This window comes from Microbacterium sp. GXF6406, from assembly GCF_054798215.1.
This window is the reverse complement of the sequence record NZ_JBSJZH010000016.1, coordinates 1-16,179: the sequence shown is the minus strand read 5'-3', so window position 1 is coordinate 16,179 and position 16,179 is coordinate 1. Positions and strand designations below refer to the sequence as shown.

At 64.9% G+C, this 16,179-nt stretch carries 15 protein-coding genes; 10 read left to right on the top strand and 5 right to left on the bottom strand.

Annotated features, from left to right (window positions below; all coding sequences use genetic code 11):
* The first annotated feature begins 54 nt into the window (after positions 1–54).
* Genes tatC through lnt form a run of 3 tightly spaced genes read left to right on the top strand, consistent with a single transcriptional unit; the run spans position 55 to position 4,825 of the window.
* Entirely contained in the window at positions 55–822 is a 768-nt protein-coding gene (gene tatC, locus ACWAUG_RS09900; RefSeq protein WP_298039470.1) for a twin-arginine translocase subunit TatC, read from the top strand.
* Positions 819–3,290, top strand: coding sequence for a DEAD/DEAH box helicase (locus ACWAUG_RS09895; protein ID WP_460802315.1), 2,472 nt, complete (start codon positions 819–821; stop codon positions 3,288–3,290). Before tatC ends, ACWAUG_RS09895 begins: the two co-directional genes overlap by 4 nt.
* Positions 3,287–4,825, top strand: a complete 1,539-nt coding sequence (gene lnt / locus ACWAUG_RS09890; protein ID WP_460802314.1) for an apolipoprotein N-acyltransferase — start codon at positions 3,287–3,289, stop codon at positions 4,823–4,825. The genes ACWAUG_RS09895 and lnt overlap by 4 nt, the downstream gene beginning before the upstream one ends.
* Here the strand turns inward: lnt and ACWAUG_RS09885 are convergent.
* The 4 genes from ACWAUG_RS09885 to ACWAUG_RS09870 all read right to left on the bottom strand — a co-directional run bounded on the left by ACWAUG_RS09885 (position 4,822) and on the right by ACWAUG_RS09870 (position 7,486).
* Positions 4,822–5,196, bottom strand: coding sequence for an RNA polymerase-binding protein RbpA (locus tag ACWAUG_RS09885; protein WP_298036140.1), 375 nt, complete (start codon positions 5,194–5,196; stop codon positions 4,822–4,824). The genes lnt and ACWAUG_RS09885 overlap by 4 nt on opposite strands.
* A gap of 104 nt (positions 5,197–5,300) precedes the next feature.
* Positions 5,301–6,080, bottom strand: coding sequence for a glycerophosphodiester phosphodiesterase family protein (locus ACWAUG_RS09880; RefSeq protein WP_298036141.1), 780 nt, complete (start codon positions 6,078–6,080; stop codon positions 5,301–5,303).
* Positions 6,077–6,988 carry an SPFH domain-containing protein gene (locus ACWAUG_RS09875; RefSeq protein ID WP_298036701.1) on the bottom strand — a complete coding sequence of 304 codons (912 nt, stop codon included), beginning with the start codon at positions 6,986–6,988 and terminating at the stop codon, positions 6,077–6,079. The genes ACWAUG_RS09880 and ACWAUG_RS09875 overlap by 4 nt, the downstream gene beginning before the upstream one ends.
* A 27-nt stretch (positions 6,989–7,015) precedes the next feature.
* Complete coding sequence (locus tag ACWAUG_RS09870; protein ID WP_460802313.1) at positions 7,016–7,486, bottom strand: NfeD family protein; 471 nt, start codon at positions 7,484–7,486, stop codon at positions 7,016–7,018.
* A 122-nt stretch (positions 7,487–7,608) separates the two neighbouring features.
* Here ACWAUG_RS09870 and ACWAUG_RS09865 point away from each other — a divergent pair, with 122 nt between their 5' ends.
* The gene (locus tag ACWAUG_RS09865) at positions 7,609–8,373 is read left to right on the top strand and encodes an SDR family oxidoreductase (protein ID WP_298036148.1); all 765 of its coding nucleotides are present in this window, start codon (positions 7,609–7,611) and stop codon (positions 8,371–8,373) included.
* Positions 8,374–8,441: 68 nt separating this feature from the next.
* Here ACWAUG_RS09865 and ACWAUG_RS09860 read toward each other — a convergent pair whose 3' ends face one another.
* Positions 8,442–9,068 (bottom strand): HdeD family acid-resistance protein, encoded by a 627-nt coding sequence (locus tag ACWAUG_RS09860; RefSeq protein WP_460802312.1) that lies wholly within the window; start codon positions 9,066–9,068, stop codon positions 8,442–8,444.
* A 124-nt stretch (positions 9,069–9,192) separates the two neighbouring features.
* On the opposite strand from ACWAUG_RS09860, the gene ACWAUG_RS09855 reads away from it, so the two are divergent.
* The 6 genes from ACWAUG_RS09855 (at position 9,193) to ACWAUG_RS09830 (ending at position 16,105) form a co-directional block, all read left to right on the top strand.
* Positions 9,193–11,550, top strand: coding sequence for an ATP-binding cassette domain-containing protein (locus ACWAUG_RS09855; RefSeq protein ID WP_460802311.1), 2,358 nt, complete (start codon positions 9,193–9,195; stop codon positions 11,548–11,550).
* On the top strand, positions 11,547–12,074 hold the full coding sequence (locus ACWAUG_RS09850) for a GrpB family protein (RefSeq protein WP_460802310.1): 528 nt from the start codon (positions 11,547–11,549) through the stop codon (positions 12,072–12,074). Before ACWAUG_RS09855 ends, ACWAUG_RS09850 begins: the two co-directional genes overlap by 4 nt.
* On the top strand, positions 12,058–12,864 hold the full coding sequence (locus ACWAUG_RS09845; RefSeq protein WP_298036157.1) for a class I SAM-dependent methyltransferase: 807 nt from the start codon (positions 12,058–12,060) through the stop codon (positions 12,862–12,864). The genes ACWAUG_RS09850 and ACWAUG_RS09845 overlap by 17 nt, the downstream gene beginning before the upstream one ends.
* Positions 12,865–13,269: 405 nt before the next feature.
* Positions 13,270–14,376, top strand: a complete 1,107-nt coding sequence (locus ACWAUG_RS09840) for a tyrosine-type recombinase/integrase (protein ID WP_460802309.1) — start codon at positions 13,270–13,272, stop codon at positions 14,374–14,376.
* A gap of 47 nt (positions 14,377–14,423) precedes the next feature.
* Positions 14,424–14,717, top strand: coding sequence for a helix-turn-helix domain-containing protein (locus ACWAUG_RS09835; RefSeq protein ID WP_460802308.1), 294 nt, complete (start codon positions 14,424–14,426; stop codon positions 14,715–14,717).
* A 53-nt stretch (positions 14,718–14,770) separates the two neighbouring features.
* On the top strand, positions 14,771–16,105 hold the full coding sequence (locus tag ACWAUG_RS09830; RefSeq protein ID WP_460802307.1) for a recombinase XerD: 1,335 nt from the start codon (positions 14,771–14,773) through the stop codon (positions 16,103–16,105).
* Positions 16,106–16,179 lie beyond the last annotated feature (74 nt).

The window sequence follows — 16,179 nt, the reverse complement described above, 5'->3', positions numbered from 1 at the left end:
CCGGTGGCGGAGCTGGGTAAACCGGCCTCACCGAAGCCGCGTCGCGATGGACGGATGTCGCTCGGCGGGCATCTGAAAGAGGCGCGCCGCCGATTGATCATCTCGGCGATCGGTGTCGTCATCGGAATGGTGATCGCGTTCTTCGTCACCGATGCGATCATCTGGTACATCACCTCACCGATTCGCATCCTCGACGAGGCGCGCGGCACCGAGACTCCGTTCGCGCAGTTCGTGTTCTCGGGGGTCTCCTCGGCCTTCGATCTGCGCCTGCGCATCGCCTTCGCGATCGGCGTGCTGCTGTCGGCTCCGGTGTGGCTCTGGCAGATCTGGGCATTCATCATGCCCGGCTTGACGCGCAAGGAGATCAAGTACACGATCGGGTTCGTCTCGGCCGCGATCCCGCTGTTCTTCGGCGGGGCCTATGTCGCGGTGATGGTGGCCCCGCACGTGATCGAGGTCATGTCGAACTTCGTGCCGGAGGGGGGAGTCAACTACTTCAACGCGAAGGAGTACTACGACTTCATCTTCAAGTTCATCATCGTGATCGGCATCGCCTTCGTGCTGCCGGTGTTCATGGTGGCGCTGAACTTCGCGGGGTTGCTGACGGGGAAGACGATGCTGAAGGGCTGGCGGTGGGCAGTCCTGATCGCTTCGTTGTTCGCGGCCATCGCGACGCCCGCCGCCGACATCTTCTCGATGCTTCTGCTGGCCGGCATCCTCGTCGTGCTCTACCTTGTGGCCAGCATCCTGTCGATGATCCTGGATCGCGGCCGGCGCAAGCGTGCGAAAGCGCAGGGACTCCTCTTGGATGACGCATCATGACCTCTCCGGCCGAACGCTACGCCGCCGCCCGCCAGGCGGCCTCCCACCCCGAGACGTCGGCATTCGCCGAGCAGCAGCGCTTCGACCTGGATCCCTTCCAGATCGAGGGATGCCACGCGCTGGAGCGGGGGAACAGCGTTCTGGTCGCCGCCCCCACCGGAGCCGGCAAGACGATCGTCGGAGAGTTCGCGATCCATCTCGCGATGCAGACGCCCCGTGACAAGGCGTTCTACACGACGCCGATGAAGGCGCTGTCGAATCAGAAGTACCGGGAGCTCGTCGAGGTGTACGGCCCCGACGACGTCGGGCTGCTCACGGGAGACACGAACGTCAACGGCAATGCGCGCATCGTGGTGATGACCACCGAGGTGCTGCGCAACATGATCTACGCGGACTCGCCGGCACTGGCGGATCTGCGCTATGTCGTCATGGATGAGGTCCACTACCTGGCCGATCGTTTCCGCGGGGCGGTGTGGGAAGAGGTCATCATCCACCTGCCCACGCGCGTGCGTCTCGTCTCCCTAAGCGCGACGGTATCGAACGCCGAGGAGTTCGGCGATTGGCTCGACACAGTCCGTGGCGACACCGAGGTGATCGTCTCGGAGATCCGGCCGGTTCCTCTCGAGCAGCATGTTCTCGTGCGGGATGATCTGCTCCCGCTCTTCGATGACCGTGCCGGTGTCGCGACGGCGACCGTGAACCAGGAGCTCATGCGCCTGCGCGGGTCCTCGGGATCGCGCAATGAATCCTCGCGCGGATACGGCGCGCGCCATGGTCGCCGAGGCGGGCATAGCGAGCAGCGTCCGCAGCGCGGCGGCAAGCGCGCCATTCGCGGGGGGAACCCGCTTCGCATCGAACGCATGGATCGACCGGAGGTCGTGCGCCTGCTGGACGGGGCGAACCTGCTGCCGGCGATCTTCTTCATCTTCAGCCGGGTCGGATGCGATGCCGCGGTCCAGCAGGTGCGCCGCTCCGGCTTGCGCTTGACGACCGCGGAAGAGCGTGCCGAGATCCGCGAGATCGTCGAGGAGCGCACCCGATCACTGAAGGACGAGGATCTCGGGGTTCTCGGCTACTTCGAGTGGGTCGACAACCTCGAGCGGGGCGTCGCGGCGCACCATGCCGGCCTCCTCCCGGCATTCAAGGAGGTCGTCGAAGAGCTGTTCCGACGCAAACTCGTCAAGGCCGTCTTCGCGACCGAGACTCTGGCGCTGGGCATCAACATGCCGGCGCGCACGGTCGTGCTCGAGAAGATGGAGAAGTTCAACGGCGAGGCGCGTGTCGCGATAACGTCGGGCGAGTACACCCAGCTCACGGGCCGTGCCGGACGCCGCGGTATCGATGTCGAAGGTCATGCGGTGGTGCAGTGGACCGAGGGCATGGATCCGCAGGCGGTGGGCGCTCTCGCCTCACGGCGCACGTATCCGCTGAACTCCAGCTTCCGGCCCACATACAACATGGCCGTCAACCTCATCGACCTTTTCGGACGCCCCCGGGCGCGCGAGGTGCTCGAGTCATCGTTCGCGCAGTTCCAGGCTGATCGTGCCGTCGTGGGGCTGGCGCGCCAGGTGCGCGAGGCCGAAGAGTCTCTGACGGGCTACCGCACCGCCATGCAGTGCGAGCACGGGGATTTCCTGGAGTACGCCGGCATCCGACGCGAGCTCAGCGATCTCGAGAAGAAGAACCGTCAAGATGCTCACGGTGCGCGCGCGGCGCGCGATAAGCGCATGAAACGCATCCAGAAGCTGCGCACGGTGATGCAGAGGCACGGATGCCACGGCTGTCCCGACCGTGAGGCGCACGCGCGCTGGGCGGAGCGCTACTGGAAGCTCAAGCGGCAGACCGACCGCACACGCTCGCAGATCGAGGCACGCACCGGGACGGTCGCACGGGTCTTCGACCGCGTCGTCGATGTGCTCACGACACTGGACTACGTCACCGGCGAAGGCGAGGAGACGGCTCTGACCGATGCCGGGCGCACCATGCGGCGGATCTACGGCGAGCGCGACCTGCTCGTCGCCGAGTCCCTGCGCCAGGGGCTATGGAAGGGGCTGGATGCGCCGTCGCTCGCGGCGATGGCCTGCAGCCTCGTGTACGAGCCGCGGCGCGATGAGGCGACCTCGGGAGGGCGCGGCCTTCCCCGCGGAGCGTTCCGCGTCGCCTTCGAGAAGACCGAGCAGCTCTGGGCGGAGCTCGACGACCTCGAGCAGAGCCACCATCTGCCCGGTTCCGAGCCGCTCGCCGCCGGGCTTTCCGGCGCGATGCACGCCTGGGCACGCGGTGCCGTGCTCGACCGCGTGCTCATCGAGGCCGACATGGCCGCGGGGGACTTCGTGCGCTGGAGCAAGCAGACCATCGATCTTCTCGACCAGCTCTCGATCGTCGCCGAGGACGCGACGCTTGCCCGGACGGCGCGGCAGGCGCTCGAAGGCGTGCGGCGCGGCATCGTGGCATATACGTCGACGTGACCGGAGACCGAGAGGGCGGTGCGACGGAGCGCGCGCTGATGCCGCTGTGGCTGGCCGTGATCTCGGCGGCCCTCGCCGGCGTCCTCATGGACCTGAGCTATCCATCGGTCGGGCTGTGGTTGTCGGCGTTCCTCTCGGTTGCCCTGGTGCTGCCCGCTCTCATCGGGCGCCGTATCGGCGGAGCGCTGCTGGTCGGACTCGTTTACGGATGCGTGTTCTTCTTCCTGCTCGTCGAATGGACGTCCAGATATCTCGGCGTGCTCCCCTGGGCAGCCCTGGCAACGCTCGAGGGCGTGCTCACGGGCGTCGGTCTCGTCTCGATCTCTCTGGCCTACCGCTGGCTTCCGCGGGCCTTCCCCTCGTCGAGCGCACGTCTGGTTCTCTTGCCCGCCGTCGTGGCGGCGCTCTGGGCCGGGCGCGAGCTCGTTCTCGGTTCCTGGCCGTACACGGGCTTCCCCTGGGCGCGTCTGGGGATGACCCAGTCGGAGAGCCCGTTGGCCACCGTCGCCTCCTGGGGCGGTGTCACCGGGCTGAGCTTCCTCATCGTGTTCTTCGTCGCCATGGTGCTCGAGGTGGTGCGCCTGCGCGCCTGGCGGAGTCCGGTCCGCCTTGCCGTGCCGGTGGTGCTCGGACTCGTCCTCCTGCTGACTCCGGCCTTTCCGACGACGCCCTCCGGCAGCATCCGCGTCGCCGCGGTGCAGGGAAACGGCCCCACGGGTTATTTCGATGAGCGGGAGCCGTATTCCGTGATCGATGCGCAGACCGAGGCGACCCGCCCGCTCATCGGAGAAGACATCGATCTTCTCGTCTGGCCCGAGGGCGGGGTCGATTACGATCCTTTCCAGGATGCGTCGACCGCCCGCCGCCTCACGAGACTCGCGAATCGGATCGACGCACCGCTCTTGGTGAACACCGCGACGGGGCGAGACGGGCTCTACTACAACACGTCGATGCTGTGGACGGCGGACGGCACCGCCGATCAGATCCATGACAAGCGCTACCCGGTTCCCTTCGGCGAATACGTCCCCGATCGGGAGTTCTACAACGCGATCGTGCCCGATCTGATCGGGCTCATCGGCCGGGAGTACACGCACGGAACGAATCCGCCGCTCGTCGACGTCGACGGCATCCTCGTCGGCCTCGCCATCTGCTTCGATGTGATCTACGACGATGTGATCCGTGAGGGCGTGCTCGGGGGAGCGGAGGTACTCGTCTTCCAGACGAACAACGCCGACTTCCGGGGAACGGATGAGAACCAGCAGCAGCTGGCGTTCGCCCGTATGCGTGCGATCGAGACGGGCCGCAGCGTCGTCAACATCTCGACGGTAGGCGCCAGCCAGATCATCAGCGCAGACGGGACGACGATCGCTTCCTTGAACGCCGATGAGGCCGGTGCGATGCTCGACGATGTCGAACTTCGCACCGGCCTCACAGCGGGTGTCGTCCTCGGCCCAGTTGTGCAGCGGGTTCTGCTCTGGGGAGGACTGGGCGCGCTCCTTTTCGGGTGGTGGCGCGCCCGTCGTCGGCGGTCTTAGGCGCCGATCTTCTCCTGAGCGGTGTCGCCACGGCGGGCGCGCACGAACGCGAGACGCTCTTCGAGGAGCTCCTCGAGCTCAGCGCGCGTACGACGCTCGAGAAGCATGTCCCACGGCGTGCGGGCTGCCTTCTCGTCGACGGCATCAGGGGTGATGGTCTTCCCATCGACACGGAGCACAGCCTCGGCGCCGCATGCGCGGCACTCCCAGGTCTGCGGCGGCTCAGCGTCGGCGGCGAACATCAGGTTGGTCACGTGGTTGCACGTCTCGCACAGGTACGTGGTCTCACGGCGCTCCATGAAAACGACGCCTTCTTCGCTCTGTAGGCTCTGGGCGCCGAGTCGGATGCCGCGCAAGCTGCGGTCTGCCATTTTGTGGTCCTCTCGTCGCTCTCAGGTATATCGAACGCGCCTGTGGAGCGGCTCAACGCAGGCACGATACCCGGGCGTTTCACAGTGGAATCCCAGGCCCGCGATCAGAAAGCGGCGGGGAGCGCCTTCAGCGCGAGATCTGCACGGTCGGTGACGACGCCATCTGCGCCGAGCCCGATGAGACGTCGCATCTCGGCGGGCTCGTTCACGGTCCAGACGTGCACCTCGACGCCCGAGCGGCGAGCAGCGCGCAGAAGCGACGGCGTGAGAACCCGGAGTGCTCCGAAACGTTCAGGGATCTGCAGTGCGTCGATGCCCCGTAACGCTCCTGCAGCGGACAGGCCCACGGCGCTGGCAGCACGAACGCGCATCGTGGTGCGCTGGCCGGCGGACGTCGCCGGCCTGATCTTCGCGCCGGCCGCGAGGACTGCGGAAACGGCTCGTTCGCGACGGGAATCGACGAAACTCGTGACCAACACTCGGTGGGCGTGCGGTGCGATGATCGGCCCGAGGACCTGTGCCGCGGCATCCGTCTTCACATCGATGTTGAAACGCGTCTCCGGGAACATCTCGAGCATCTCGCCGACCGTGAGGAGTCCTCCGTGGGCCGCGAAGCGCTCGCGCAGCTCCCGCGTGCGCACCTGAGAAACGGCTCGGTGATCCTTCAGCATCCGCGTCAAGCGTTCATCGTGGAAGAGGACGACATCGCCATCCGCCGTGACTCGGCAGTCCGTCTCCACGTACTCGGCGCCGGCTGCGTGCGCTGCGGCGAAGGCCGCTGCGGTGTTCTCCCAGATGCCGGAGTCGGCGCCAGCACCCGTTATGAGTCCTCGATGAGCGAGCACACGAGGGTATCGGGCCCTTTCGAAATACGGGTGGCTCACGCTCCCGGCATTCCTGTGGGCGGCTGCGAGCCGGCGCGCGGGGCGAATGCCCCTCCGATGCCCTTCAGCGCCTCTGTCAGCTCGCTGGGCACGATCCAGAGCTTGCTGGACTGGCTGTCGGCGATCTTCGGGAGCATCTGGAGGTACTGGTAGGCGAGCAGCTTGTCGTCCGGGGCGCCCTGGTGGATCGAGGCGAAGACGCTCTGGATCGCCTCGGCCTCGCCCTGAGCGCGCAGAACCGCGGCCTGCTTGTCTCCCTCGGCGCGCAGGATCTCGGCCTGGCGCGCCCCCTCGGCCTCCAGGATCGCGGACTGCTTGGTGCCCTCGGCGGTGAGGATCGCCGCGCGACGGTCGCGCTCGGCGCGCATCTGCTTCTCCATCGAATCCTGGATCGATGCGGGCGGATCGATCGCCTTGAGCTCGACGCGACCGACGCGGATGCCCCACTTGCCGGTGGCCTCGTCGAGCACGACGCGCAGCTGACCATTGATCTCATCGCGGCTGGTCAGGGCCTCCTCGAGGTTCAGACCTCCGACGACGTTTCGCAGCGTCGTCGTCGTGAGCTGCTCGACGGCGCCGAGGTAGTTCGCGATCTCATAGGTGGCGGCGCGGGCATCCGTCACCTGGAAGTAGACGACGGTATCGATGGATACGACGAGGTTGTCCTCGGTGATCACCGGCTGCGGCGGGAAGGAGACCACCTGCTCCCGCATGTCGATGAGGGGTCGCAGCCGGTCGATGAACGGCATCAGGATGTTCAGACCGGGGGAGAGGGTCTTATGGTACCGGCCGAGTCGCTCGACCACGCCGGCCGTCGCCTGCGGGATGATGCGGATCGCGCGCGCGACCGTGACGACCACGAAGATGATGACGGCGATCGCGAGGATCCACCCGATCGTTGCGGGCATGAACGAGGAATCGTTCACGAGGTTCTCCTAGTCGTTGAGGTGATGGACGATAGCGGTCGCGCCGTTGATCGCAGCGATCTCTACCGGGGCTCCCCGAGGGATCTGCGCGCCTTCGCTGCGCGCGGTCCAGGTGTCGCCGTTGCTGACCTTCACCTGTCCGGTGAGCGTCGTGATGTCGGACAGGGCGATGCCGTGCAGACCGATGAGCGCGTCGATGTTCGACTTCGTCGGGTCTTCGTTGCGATGAAGCCTTTTCAGCAGCGGTGGGCGCAGGAAGAGGATGAACAGCGCGGCCGCCACAGCGGCGATGAGCAGCTGCGCCCAGAGGGGAGTGCCGATGAGCCCGGTGATGAGACCGATACCGCTGCCGAGCGCGAGCATGAGGAAGGTGAAATCGAGCGTGAGCATCTCGATAACGAGGAATAAGGCGATCAGGACGAGCCAGCCGATCCACGACCACTCGCTGACCAGTTCCACGAATACCGAAGCATCGTTCATGTGTCCTCCTCTGCCGTCAACCTACCACGCGGCAATTCTCCGTTTCGGGGTGGGAGAAAGGGCATTGGTAAGGTGTTGAGGTCGCGTGTTCCGCGGCTTTCCCCGCACTTCAAGGAGTCACCGTGACCGACGTTCTGCCCGCAGGTTCTCTCGACGGAAAGGTCGCCCTCGTCACGGGGTCGTCACGCGGAATCGGTGCGGACACCGTCCGCTATTTCGCCGAAGCGGGAGCCGATGTCGTCATCAACTTCCGCAACAAGGCACCGCGCGCCGAGAAGCTCGCGACGCAGCTGCGCGAGCTCGGCCGTCGGGCGATCACGGTGGGTGCCGACCTCACCGATGCCGACTCGGTCGCCGCGATGTTCGCGCAGATCGTCGAGGAGTACGGCACGCTCGATGTGCTGGTGCTCAACGCGTCGGGCGGTATGGAAGCCGGCATGGCCGAGGACTACGCGCTCACTCTCAACCGCGACGCCCAGCTCAACGTGCTCAACGCCGCGCTCCCGCTGCTCGGCGAGGGATCCCGAGTGGTCTTCGTCACCAGCCACCAGGCGCACTTCATCCGCACGACGCCGACCATGCCCGAGTACGAGCCCGTCGCCCTGTCGAAGCGCGCAGGTGAAGATGCCCTGCGCGAGATGATCCCGACGCTTGAAGCTCGTGGCATCGGCTTCACAGTCGTCTCCGGCGACATGATCGAGGGCACGATCACCGCGACCCTGCTCGAGCGCGCCAACCCCGGTGCCATCGCCGGTCGTCGCGAGTCGGCGGGCAAGCTCTACAACGTCTCCGAGTTCGCGGCCGAGGTCGCGCGCGCAGCTGTCGACCCCGTTCCGGCCGACAACACGCGTCTCGTCGGGGATACGAGCGGCTTCATCGCTGAGTAACAGCACCCTGTACGACGAAGGATCCGCCGCGGATGCTCCGGCGGATCCTTCGTCGTTCTCGTGCGCGGTCAGCCGTTCGCCGGGGGCGCCGCCGACGGCGCGAATACGGCATCCGGTGCCGTCTCCGCGGCGATCGTCGGCTCGTCCTTGCCGAGCGTGATCGCACGGATGATCTGGATGATGCCGAGAACCACGAGCGAAATGCCGAGGACCCACCACAGTGCGACGGCGGCGAGCATGGGGGAGAACAGGACGATCACGCCGGCGATGATGCTCAGCAGTGCGTAGAGGATCGTCCAGACTTTGGAGCCGTCTTTGTGGAGCAGCGTCAGGGAGACGATGCCGTCGACGATCCAGCTGACACCGATGAACACCGCGGTGAAGATCGCCAGGCCCAGCGCGGCATCCACCGGGTTCACGAAAGCGAAGGCACCGGCGACGATGTAGAGAAGCCCGAGCACGATGTGTCCGACTCCTGCCCACCAGCCCTTGGCCTTCGAGAAGATGCCGAGTCCGATGTAGGTGACGCCGGCGAGGATGAAGAACGCGGCGATGATTCCGGTGACGAGGAACGCCGACTTCAGCGGCCAGACGAGGATGGCGATGCCAGCGATGAGTGCGAGGACGCCGAAGACGGCGAGGGCGATCCGTGCGGATCGGAACAGCGGCGTTGCTGTGGGGGCGGTGTCAGACATGCGGGGCCTCTCTCGAAGAACCTGGCGGATACGCCACACATTAGTGCTAAGTCCGGTACCGGCGGGTGCGGCGACGTGAAAAGATTGTCGCACCGGGACAAAACCCGGTGAACGAGGAGGTTCTATGAGCGATCGGGCTACGCCGGATGCGCATGATTTCATCCGGGTGAGGGGTGCCCGGGAGAATAACCTTCGGGGCATCGACGTCGATATTCCCAAGCGGAGGCTGACGGTCTTCACGGGTGTCTCGGGATCGGGGAAGAGCTCGCTCGTCTTCGATACGATCGCCGCCGAATCCCGCCGGTTGATCGATGAGACCTACAGCGCGTTCGTGCAGGGGTTCATGCCCTCGGTCCCGCGTCCCGACGTCGACGTCCTCGAAGGGTTGACGACGGCGATCCTGGTGGATCAAGAGCGGCTCGGGGCGAACCCTCGTTCAACGGTCGGCACGGTGACGGATGCCAATGCGATGCTGCGCATCCTGTTCAGCAAGCTGGGGGAGCCGCATATCGGGGGCCCCACGGCGTTCTCCTTCAACATTCCGACGCAGAAGGCCAGCGGTGTGATGACGGGCCCGAACGGCGAGCGCAAGATCGTGAAGGACGCGATCTACCTCGGTGGGATGTGCCCGCGGTGCGAGGGCAGGGGTGCGGTCTCCGATCTCGACCTCGCGCAGATCGTCGACGAGTCCAAGTCGCTCGACGAGGGAGCCATCATGGTTCCCGGTTACACCGCCGACGGATGGATGGTGAAGGGCTTCTCCGAATCCGGGTTCTACCCGCCCGATAAACCGGTGAAGGACTTCAGCGAGAAGCAGCGCCACCTCTTCCTCTATGGCGAGGTGACGAAGGTGAAGATCAGCGGCATCAACATGACCTACGAGGGGCTGATCCCGAAGATCACCAAGTCGATGCTGTCGAAGGACCTCGATGCGCTGCAACCGCATATCCGCGCGTTCGTGGAGCGTGTGGCATCCTTCACGACCTGTCCCGAATGCGATGGCACCCGACTCACGGAGGGCGCGCGCTCGTCGAAGATCGAGGGCGTCAGCATTGCTGATGCCTGTCGGATGCAGGTGACGGATCTCGCAGCCTGGGTCCGCGGTCTTTCGTTCCCCGGAGCCGGCCCATTGCTGGGGTCTTTGCGCGCGAATCTCGATGCATTCGTCACGCTGGGGTTGGGTTATCTCAGCCTGGAGCGGCCGTCGGGGACGCTGAGCGGGGGAGAGGCGCAGCGCATCAAGATGCTCCGGCATCTGGGATCGGCGCTCACCGACGTGACCTATGTGTTCGACGAGCCGACCATCGGCCTGCACCCGCACGACATCCAGCGGATGAACGCGCTGCTGCTGCAGTTGCGCGACAAGGGCAACACCGTGCTCGTCGTCGAGCACAAGCCGGAGACGATCGCGATCGCCGACCGTGTCGTCGATCTCGGACCAGGAGCCGGATCCAGAGGCGGAGAGATCTGCTTCGAAGGTTCCGTCGATGATCTTCGTGCCAGTGGGACGCTCACGGGAAAGCACCTGGGGGATCGAGCTTCGCTGAAGGATGCTGTGCGCGAAGCGACCGGAATGATCGAGGTCCGCGGTGCGGATGCGAACAACCTGCAGGACGTGAATGTGGACATCCCGACCGGGGTGCTGACCGTCGTAACGGGTGTCGCAGGTTCCGGCAAGAGCTCGCTGATCCACGGCTCGGTGGCACCTCGCGATGGCGTCATCGCGATCGATCAGAGTGCGATCAAGGGGTCCCGGCGCAGTAATCCCGCGACGTACACGGGCCTGCTGGAGCCGATCCGGAAGGCCTTCGCGAAGGCGAACGGGGTGAAACCGGCGCTGTTCAGCGCCAATTCCGAGGGTGCGTGCCCGTCGTGCAAGGGCGCGGGTGTCATCGTCACCGAGCTGGGCTTCATGGACACCATCTCCACGCCCTGCGAGGACTGCGGCGGGAAACGGTTCCAGGCATCGGTGCTCGAATACCGGCTCGCAGGCAAGGACATCACCGAGGTGCTCGATATGCCCGTCGCGGAGGCCTTGGACTTCTTCTCCGAGGGGGAAGCGAAGCTGCCTGCGGCGGTGAAGATCCTCCAGTGCCTTGCCGATGTCGGTCTCGGATATCTTTCGCTCGGCCAACCCCTGTCGACTCTGTCGGGCGGTGAGCGCCAGCGTGTGAAGCTGGCGATCCAGATGGGGGAGAAAGGCGACGTCTACGTGCTCGACGAGCCGACGACGGGGCTTCATCTCGCAGATGTGGACACGATCCTCGGCGTGCTGGACCGTCTCGTGGATACTGGCAAGACCGTCATCGTCATCGAACACCATCAGGCGGTGATGGCCCACGCGGACTGGATCATCGACCTCGGTCCCGGAGCGGGGCATGACGGCGGACGGATCGTGTTCGAGGGCACGCCGGCGGATCTTGTGGCGGCGAAATCGACGCTGACGGGCGAGTACCTCGCGGAGTACGTGGGGGTGCGGTGAACGACGACGGTACCGCTGTGATCTTGGTGAGCGGAAAAGACGCGGAGTGGCATGCGCGATTCGAATCGCTCGCGGCGAGAATCCACAGTCTCGCTCCTGGCGCTCGAATCGCCCATATTGGCTCGACGGCAGTCCCGGCATACGAGGCAAAGGATGTCGTGGATGTGCTCGTGGGTGTGCCAAGAGAACAGATCGCCGTCGTATCGAGGGTTCTTAAGAACGCGGGATTCGATGAGGAAGGGTGTCGTGATCGCCACGCGTGGTTGAGCGTGCCGTCTCGGGGCGCTCGTGAGGCAGTGGTGCACGTCGTTGAAGCCGGAGGTGAGCAATGGCGGCGTCGGTTGGCCTTCCGCGACTTGCTGCGAAGCGACGCCGCGGCGCGGCATCGCTATCTTGAGGTGAAGCGGCAGTCTGCCGCCACCGCGACCGGCTGGGGCGCGTACACCGCGGGCAAGTCAGATATCGTCGCCGCACTGCTTGCGGGGATATCGACAGACGAGAGCGCGCATGACGCTGCAGGCTGATATCGACCGACGCATTCAGGAGTACTACGGCGGTGTGTTCGACGAGCGGGCGCGCCTTACGACGCGCTCTGCGCAGGGGCCGCTCGAGTTCGACCGTGTGCAGGAGCTGGTCCGTTCGCACGTTCCTGCGGGCTCTCGGATCATCGATATCGGCGGGGGAGCAGGTGCTCATGCCGTCGCCCTCCGCGACGCGGGATATGAGGTCATGCTCATTGACCCGGTGCAGAACCACGTCGATGCGGCCCGCAGGTCGGGCCTCGACGCACAGGTGGATGATGCGCGGGACCTGCCCTTCTCGGACGCGGAGTTCGAGGCGGCGATCATGCTCGGGCCGTTGTATCACCTGGCCGAACCGGAGGCTCGCGATCTCGCGATCGCGGAGGCCGTGCGGGTCACCCGTCAGGGCGGTCACATCTTCGCCGGGGCCATCTCGCGCTTCATCGCCTTCGGTCAGCTCTACCTGACCACCGATCCGGCGACAGGAGATACGGATGAATGGATCCGCCTGCTCCGAGACGGCAAGCCTTCTCCGCGCATCCGCTTTCCAGTAGGACACTTCCATACCTCGGAAGAGCTCAGCGATGAGCTGTCGCGGGACGGTATCGCGGATGTCGAGGTCCACGGCATCGAGGGCCCTGCGGGGCTCTTCCTCGAACAGGTCCCGGCCGACGCCGGCCCGGATGCTGCGATGGCGGCCCGCACGATTGCTCGGGCATCGAGCTCGACGCCCGGTATCCGGGACTTCAGCGGACACCTACTTGGCATCGGTGTCGTGCAGCGAGCTGGGTGACTCCTGAACTTTGTCGACTCGCTCTGGTTCGTACTTATGCTCTCATTGTGCGCGGAGCATGCGGAGGTCTTTCACCAGTAAGCGGCGTGATGCGTTGATCGGTTCGAGGGCTGTATCGGTTGCAATGGATAAGCCGATAATGCACATTATGTCAGATCGAAGACGACATGTTCTCGGTAGATGCGAGTACGCCGGTTGCCACGACTCTCCTGGGTTAGCTTGCCCACGACCTCGCATGGATGCCGCTCCATCCTCGCTTCATTCGCCCGGATGACAGCGAGAAGGTGATCGCAAATTGCATCTGGCCTGGTATTTTGTCCCGGCTTTTGACGCCAGTTCGCAGATCATGCGATACTTTCGCACATAATGCGAACTCAATCCCCCCGCTCTCCGGACGCTGCGACCGTGCGTGCGTTGCTGCCCCCGGGGGTCGCGATCCTGAACGAGCCGGAGACAGTGTGGGCGGCAATGCTAGACGGATGGTCGGCTCAACAGCTCGCGAGGAACCTGTCGCTATCGACGATCGTTAGTCGACGTCGCCTCGCTGAGCGGTTTCGTGACTTCGCTGAGGAGTATCCGTGGGCGTGGACTGTAGAGCAGGTCGATCATTTCTTCATGGAGCTGCGTGCACTCAGAGGCGGGTCGCGATCGACGGTGCTCGGCTACCAGAATGCGTTGCGCATGTTTCTTGGATATCTCACGGACCCCACGTATGGATGGGGAGAGCTGTGCTGGGAACGCTTCGGCACTCACCCCGCTCAGGTCTTCCATGAGTGGAACACTGCCCGTCATGTGCAGGACGCAGTCGGCGAACCGGGCAAACGCCCCTACACCCGCAATGAGCTGGAAGACCTGTTTGACTGCGCGGATGAACGAGTCGTGCGTATCCGACGCGCTGGGTCAAAAGGCTGGATCCCGGCGTTCCGTATTGCCACACTCATGAAGACCGCCTACGCGTGGGGGTTGCGCCGCAACGAAGTGCGAATGCTCGATCTCGTCGATCTCGCCTCCAACCCACAGGCGCGTCAGTTCAACGACCTGGGCATCGTTTATGTCCGACACGGCAAGGCGATGCGTGGGTCTCCCCCGAAACGCCGCGCGGTGCTCACACTCCCAGAGTTCGCCTGGGCCGTCGAATGTATCGAAGAATGGCTGACAGAGGTGCGTCCCCTCTTCGTCGCGCCGCTGGCGACCATGCTGTGGCCGAGTGAACGCGGCCACGGGGCGTCGCCGATCGCGGCGGACTCGGTGTCACGCGCATTCAACGAGGTCAAGCGCGAAGCTGGCCTCGACGACACGCTCGACTTCCATTCCCTGCGCCGTTCCTACGTCACGCACCTGGTGGAGATCGGATACGACGCCTTCTTCATCCAGCAGCAGGTCGGCCACGAACACGCATCGACAACCTCTATCTACACCGGCCTCTCCCCCGACTACCGCGCCCGCGTCGTCAACGACGCAATCGCCCGCATGGCTCACGCCACGACCACCGACAGCCCGAAGGAGAACTGAACAACGTGCAAAGACGTATCGAGTACACCTGGCGGCTGCGCGAACTGATGACCGCTGGCGGCATGCACAATATCTCCGACCTCATCCCTCAGTTGAAGGACCGTGGCATCGAGCTTTCGGCGTCGCAGATCTACAGGCTCGTCGGTGCAAAACCTGAGCGAATGAGCATCGCGCTCTTAGGGGCACTGCTTGACGTGCTCGACTGCACGTTCGAAGAACTCTGCCCCGTCGCCGTCGTCGCAACACCTGCAAGGCTCGCCGCGAACGGCACGAACGGCGGGTCCAGCGACCGGAAGGACGCGATGCGCCCGCGACGCGCCCGCATCCACCGCCCCGAATGAACATTCCACCAGACAAACCCCACGCTGTCTGCGCCCGCTGCCAGCAGTCCGGCGTGAAGTTCGCCACGACGTGGCCGGAAGGACGCATCTGTCGCCGCTGCTACCAGCGAGCCACGCGCATCCACGGTGCGTGCATCTCCTGCGGCACCACGCGCCTCTTGCCCGGACTCATCGACGGCGAACCAGCATGCGTGGACTGCGCCGACATCCCAAAAGACTTCCGCTGCACTCGCTGCGGCCGCGAGGACGAACCGGTACGACGAGGGCTCTGCGCGCACTGCTGCCTCACCGACGATCTCAGCGGGCTCCTCGCCGGGGACGATGGCGACATCTCCCCCATCGTCCGACCACTCTTCGACGCTCTCTCAACGCAGACTCTCGCTCGAAGCGCCACGATATGGCTCACCGTCAATCCCGCTGCGAAGCAGCTCCTGCGTGACCTCGCGACCGGAGCTGCGCCGCTCACGCATGACACGTTCACGACGCACCCCTCCCCCGAAAAAGTCTTGTTCCTCCGCCAGCTCTGCATCGAACACGGACTCCTCGAACGTGTGAACTTCGACATCGAACGATTCCAAGCCTGGGTCGATCAAATGACCGCGGCTGAGCCCGCAAGCGAGGCGCGACTGATTCGACAGTTCGCCCGCTGGGTGCATCTACAACGAATGCACGCCCTCGACGCCGCAGGAAAAATGCGCAAAGGGACGTTCCTATCGGCCAAACAGAGCACGTCCACCGCGATCGGATTCCTCCGTCATCTGCGTGAACGCGGACACACGCCGTCGGAATGCGTGCAAGCAGATGTAGACGATTGGCTGACTGGAGGTCCCACCACGCGAAGTCTCGCCCGTACATTCGTGCGCTGGGGCGTCAAGAACGGTCACATCGCATCGGTCGAGTTCCCGTACCGCGTAGCGAAGACGCAGCCGATCATCACGCAGCAGCAGCGCGTGCAGCATCTTCGAACGCTCCTCAACACGCACGTCGAGTCCGAAACGGCCGAGCAAGTCGCAGGCATGCTCTTTCTCCTCTACGCGCAGCCGCTCACTCGAATCGCGCGCATGCGTCTCTCGCAAGTTGCTGATGCTGGTGACCGTCTGACGGTTGCTATCACCGCCGATGAACTCGTCGTGCCCACGCCATTCGACGAGATCGTACGAGCCCATCTGAGAGATCTGCCGAACACGAATACCTCGGCGCATCGCAACAGTCAGTGGTTGTTCCCTGGGGCCAGGCCGGGTGAACCTATGCACCAGTCGACGATGATGCACAAGCTCCGAGATCGCGGAATCGACCTGCGCGGTGCGCGTAACGCCGCCCTACGGACACTCGTTCTCGAGATGCCAGCACCGATCGTCGCCGACAGCCTCGGCTATAGCTACAACTGAAGCGCCCTGGGTCTGATGGAGACTCGCGCTATTTGATTCCCACCAGCTGATCGTGGTCGGCTTGGACAGCATAG

Excerpts from the sequence above, each read along its gene's own strand:
- ACWAUG_RS09845 (WP_298036157.1), top strand. The coding sequence starts at position 12,058 with ATGACGCTGCAGGCTGATATCGACCGACGCATTCAGGAGTACTACGGC.
- ACWAUG_RS09895 (WP_460802315.1), top strand. The coding sequence starts at position 819 with ATGACCTCTCCGGCCGAACGCTACGCCGCCGCCCGCCAGGCGGCCTCC.
- ACWAUG_RS09875 (WP_298036701.1), bottom strand. The coding sequence starts at position 6,988 with ATGCCCGCAACGATCGGGTGGATCCTCGCGATCGCCGTCATCATCTTC.
- ACWAUG_RS09855 (WP_460802311.1), top strand. The coding sequence starts at position 9,193 with ATGAGCGATCGGGCTACGCCGGATGCGCATGATTTCATCCGGGTGAGG.
- ACWAUG_RS09885 (WP_298036140.1), bottom strand. The coding sequence starts at position 5,196 with ATGGCAGACCGCAGCTTGCGCGGCATCCGACTCGGCGCCCAGAGCCTA.
- ACWAUG_RS09860 (WP_460802312.1), bottom strand. The coding sequence starts at position 9,068 with ATGTCTGACACCGCCCCCACAGCAACGCCGCTGTTCCGATCCGCACGG.
- ACWAUG_RS09835 (WP_460802308.1), top strand. The coding sequence starts at position 14,424 with ATGACCGCTGGCGGCATGCACAATATCTCCGACCTCATCCCTCAGTTG.
- ACWAUG_RS09870 (WP_460802313.1), bottom strand. The coding sequence starts at position 7,486 with ATGAACGATGCTTCGGTATTCGTGGAACTGGTCAGCGAGTGGTCGTGG.
- tatC (WP_298039470.1), top strand. The coding sequence starts at position 55 with ATGTCGCTCGGCGGGCATCTGAAAGAGGCGCGCCGCCGATTGATCATC.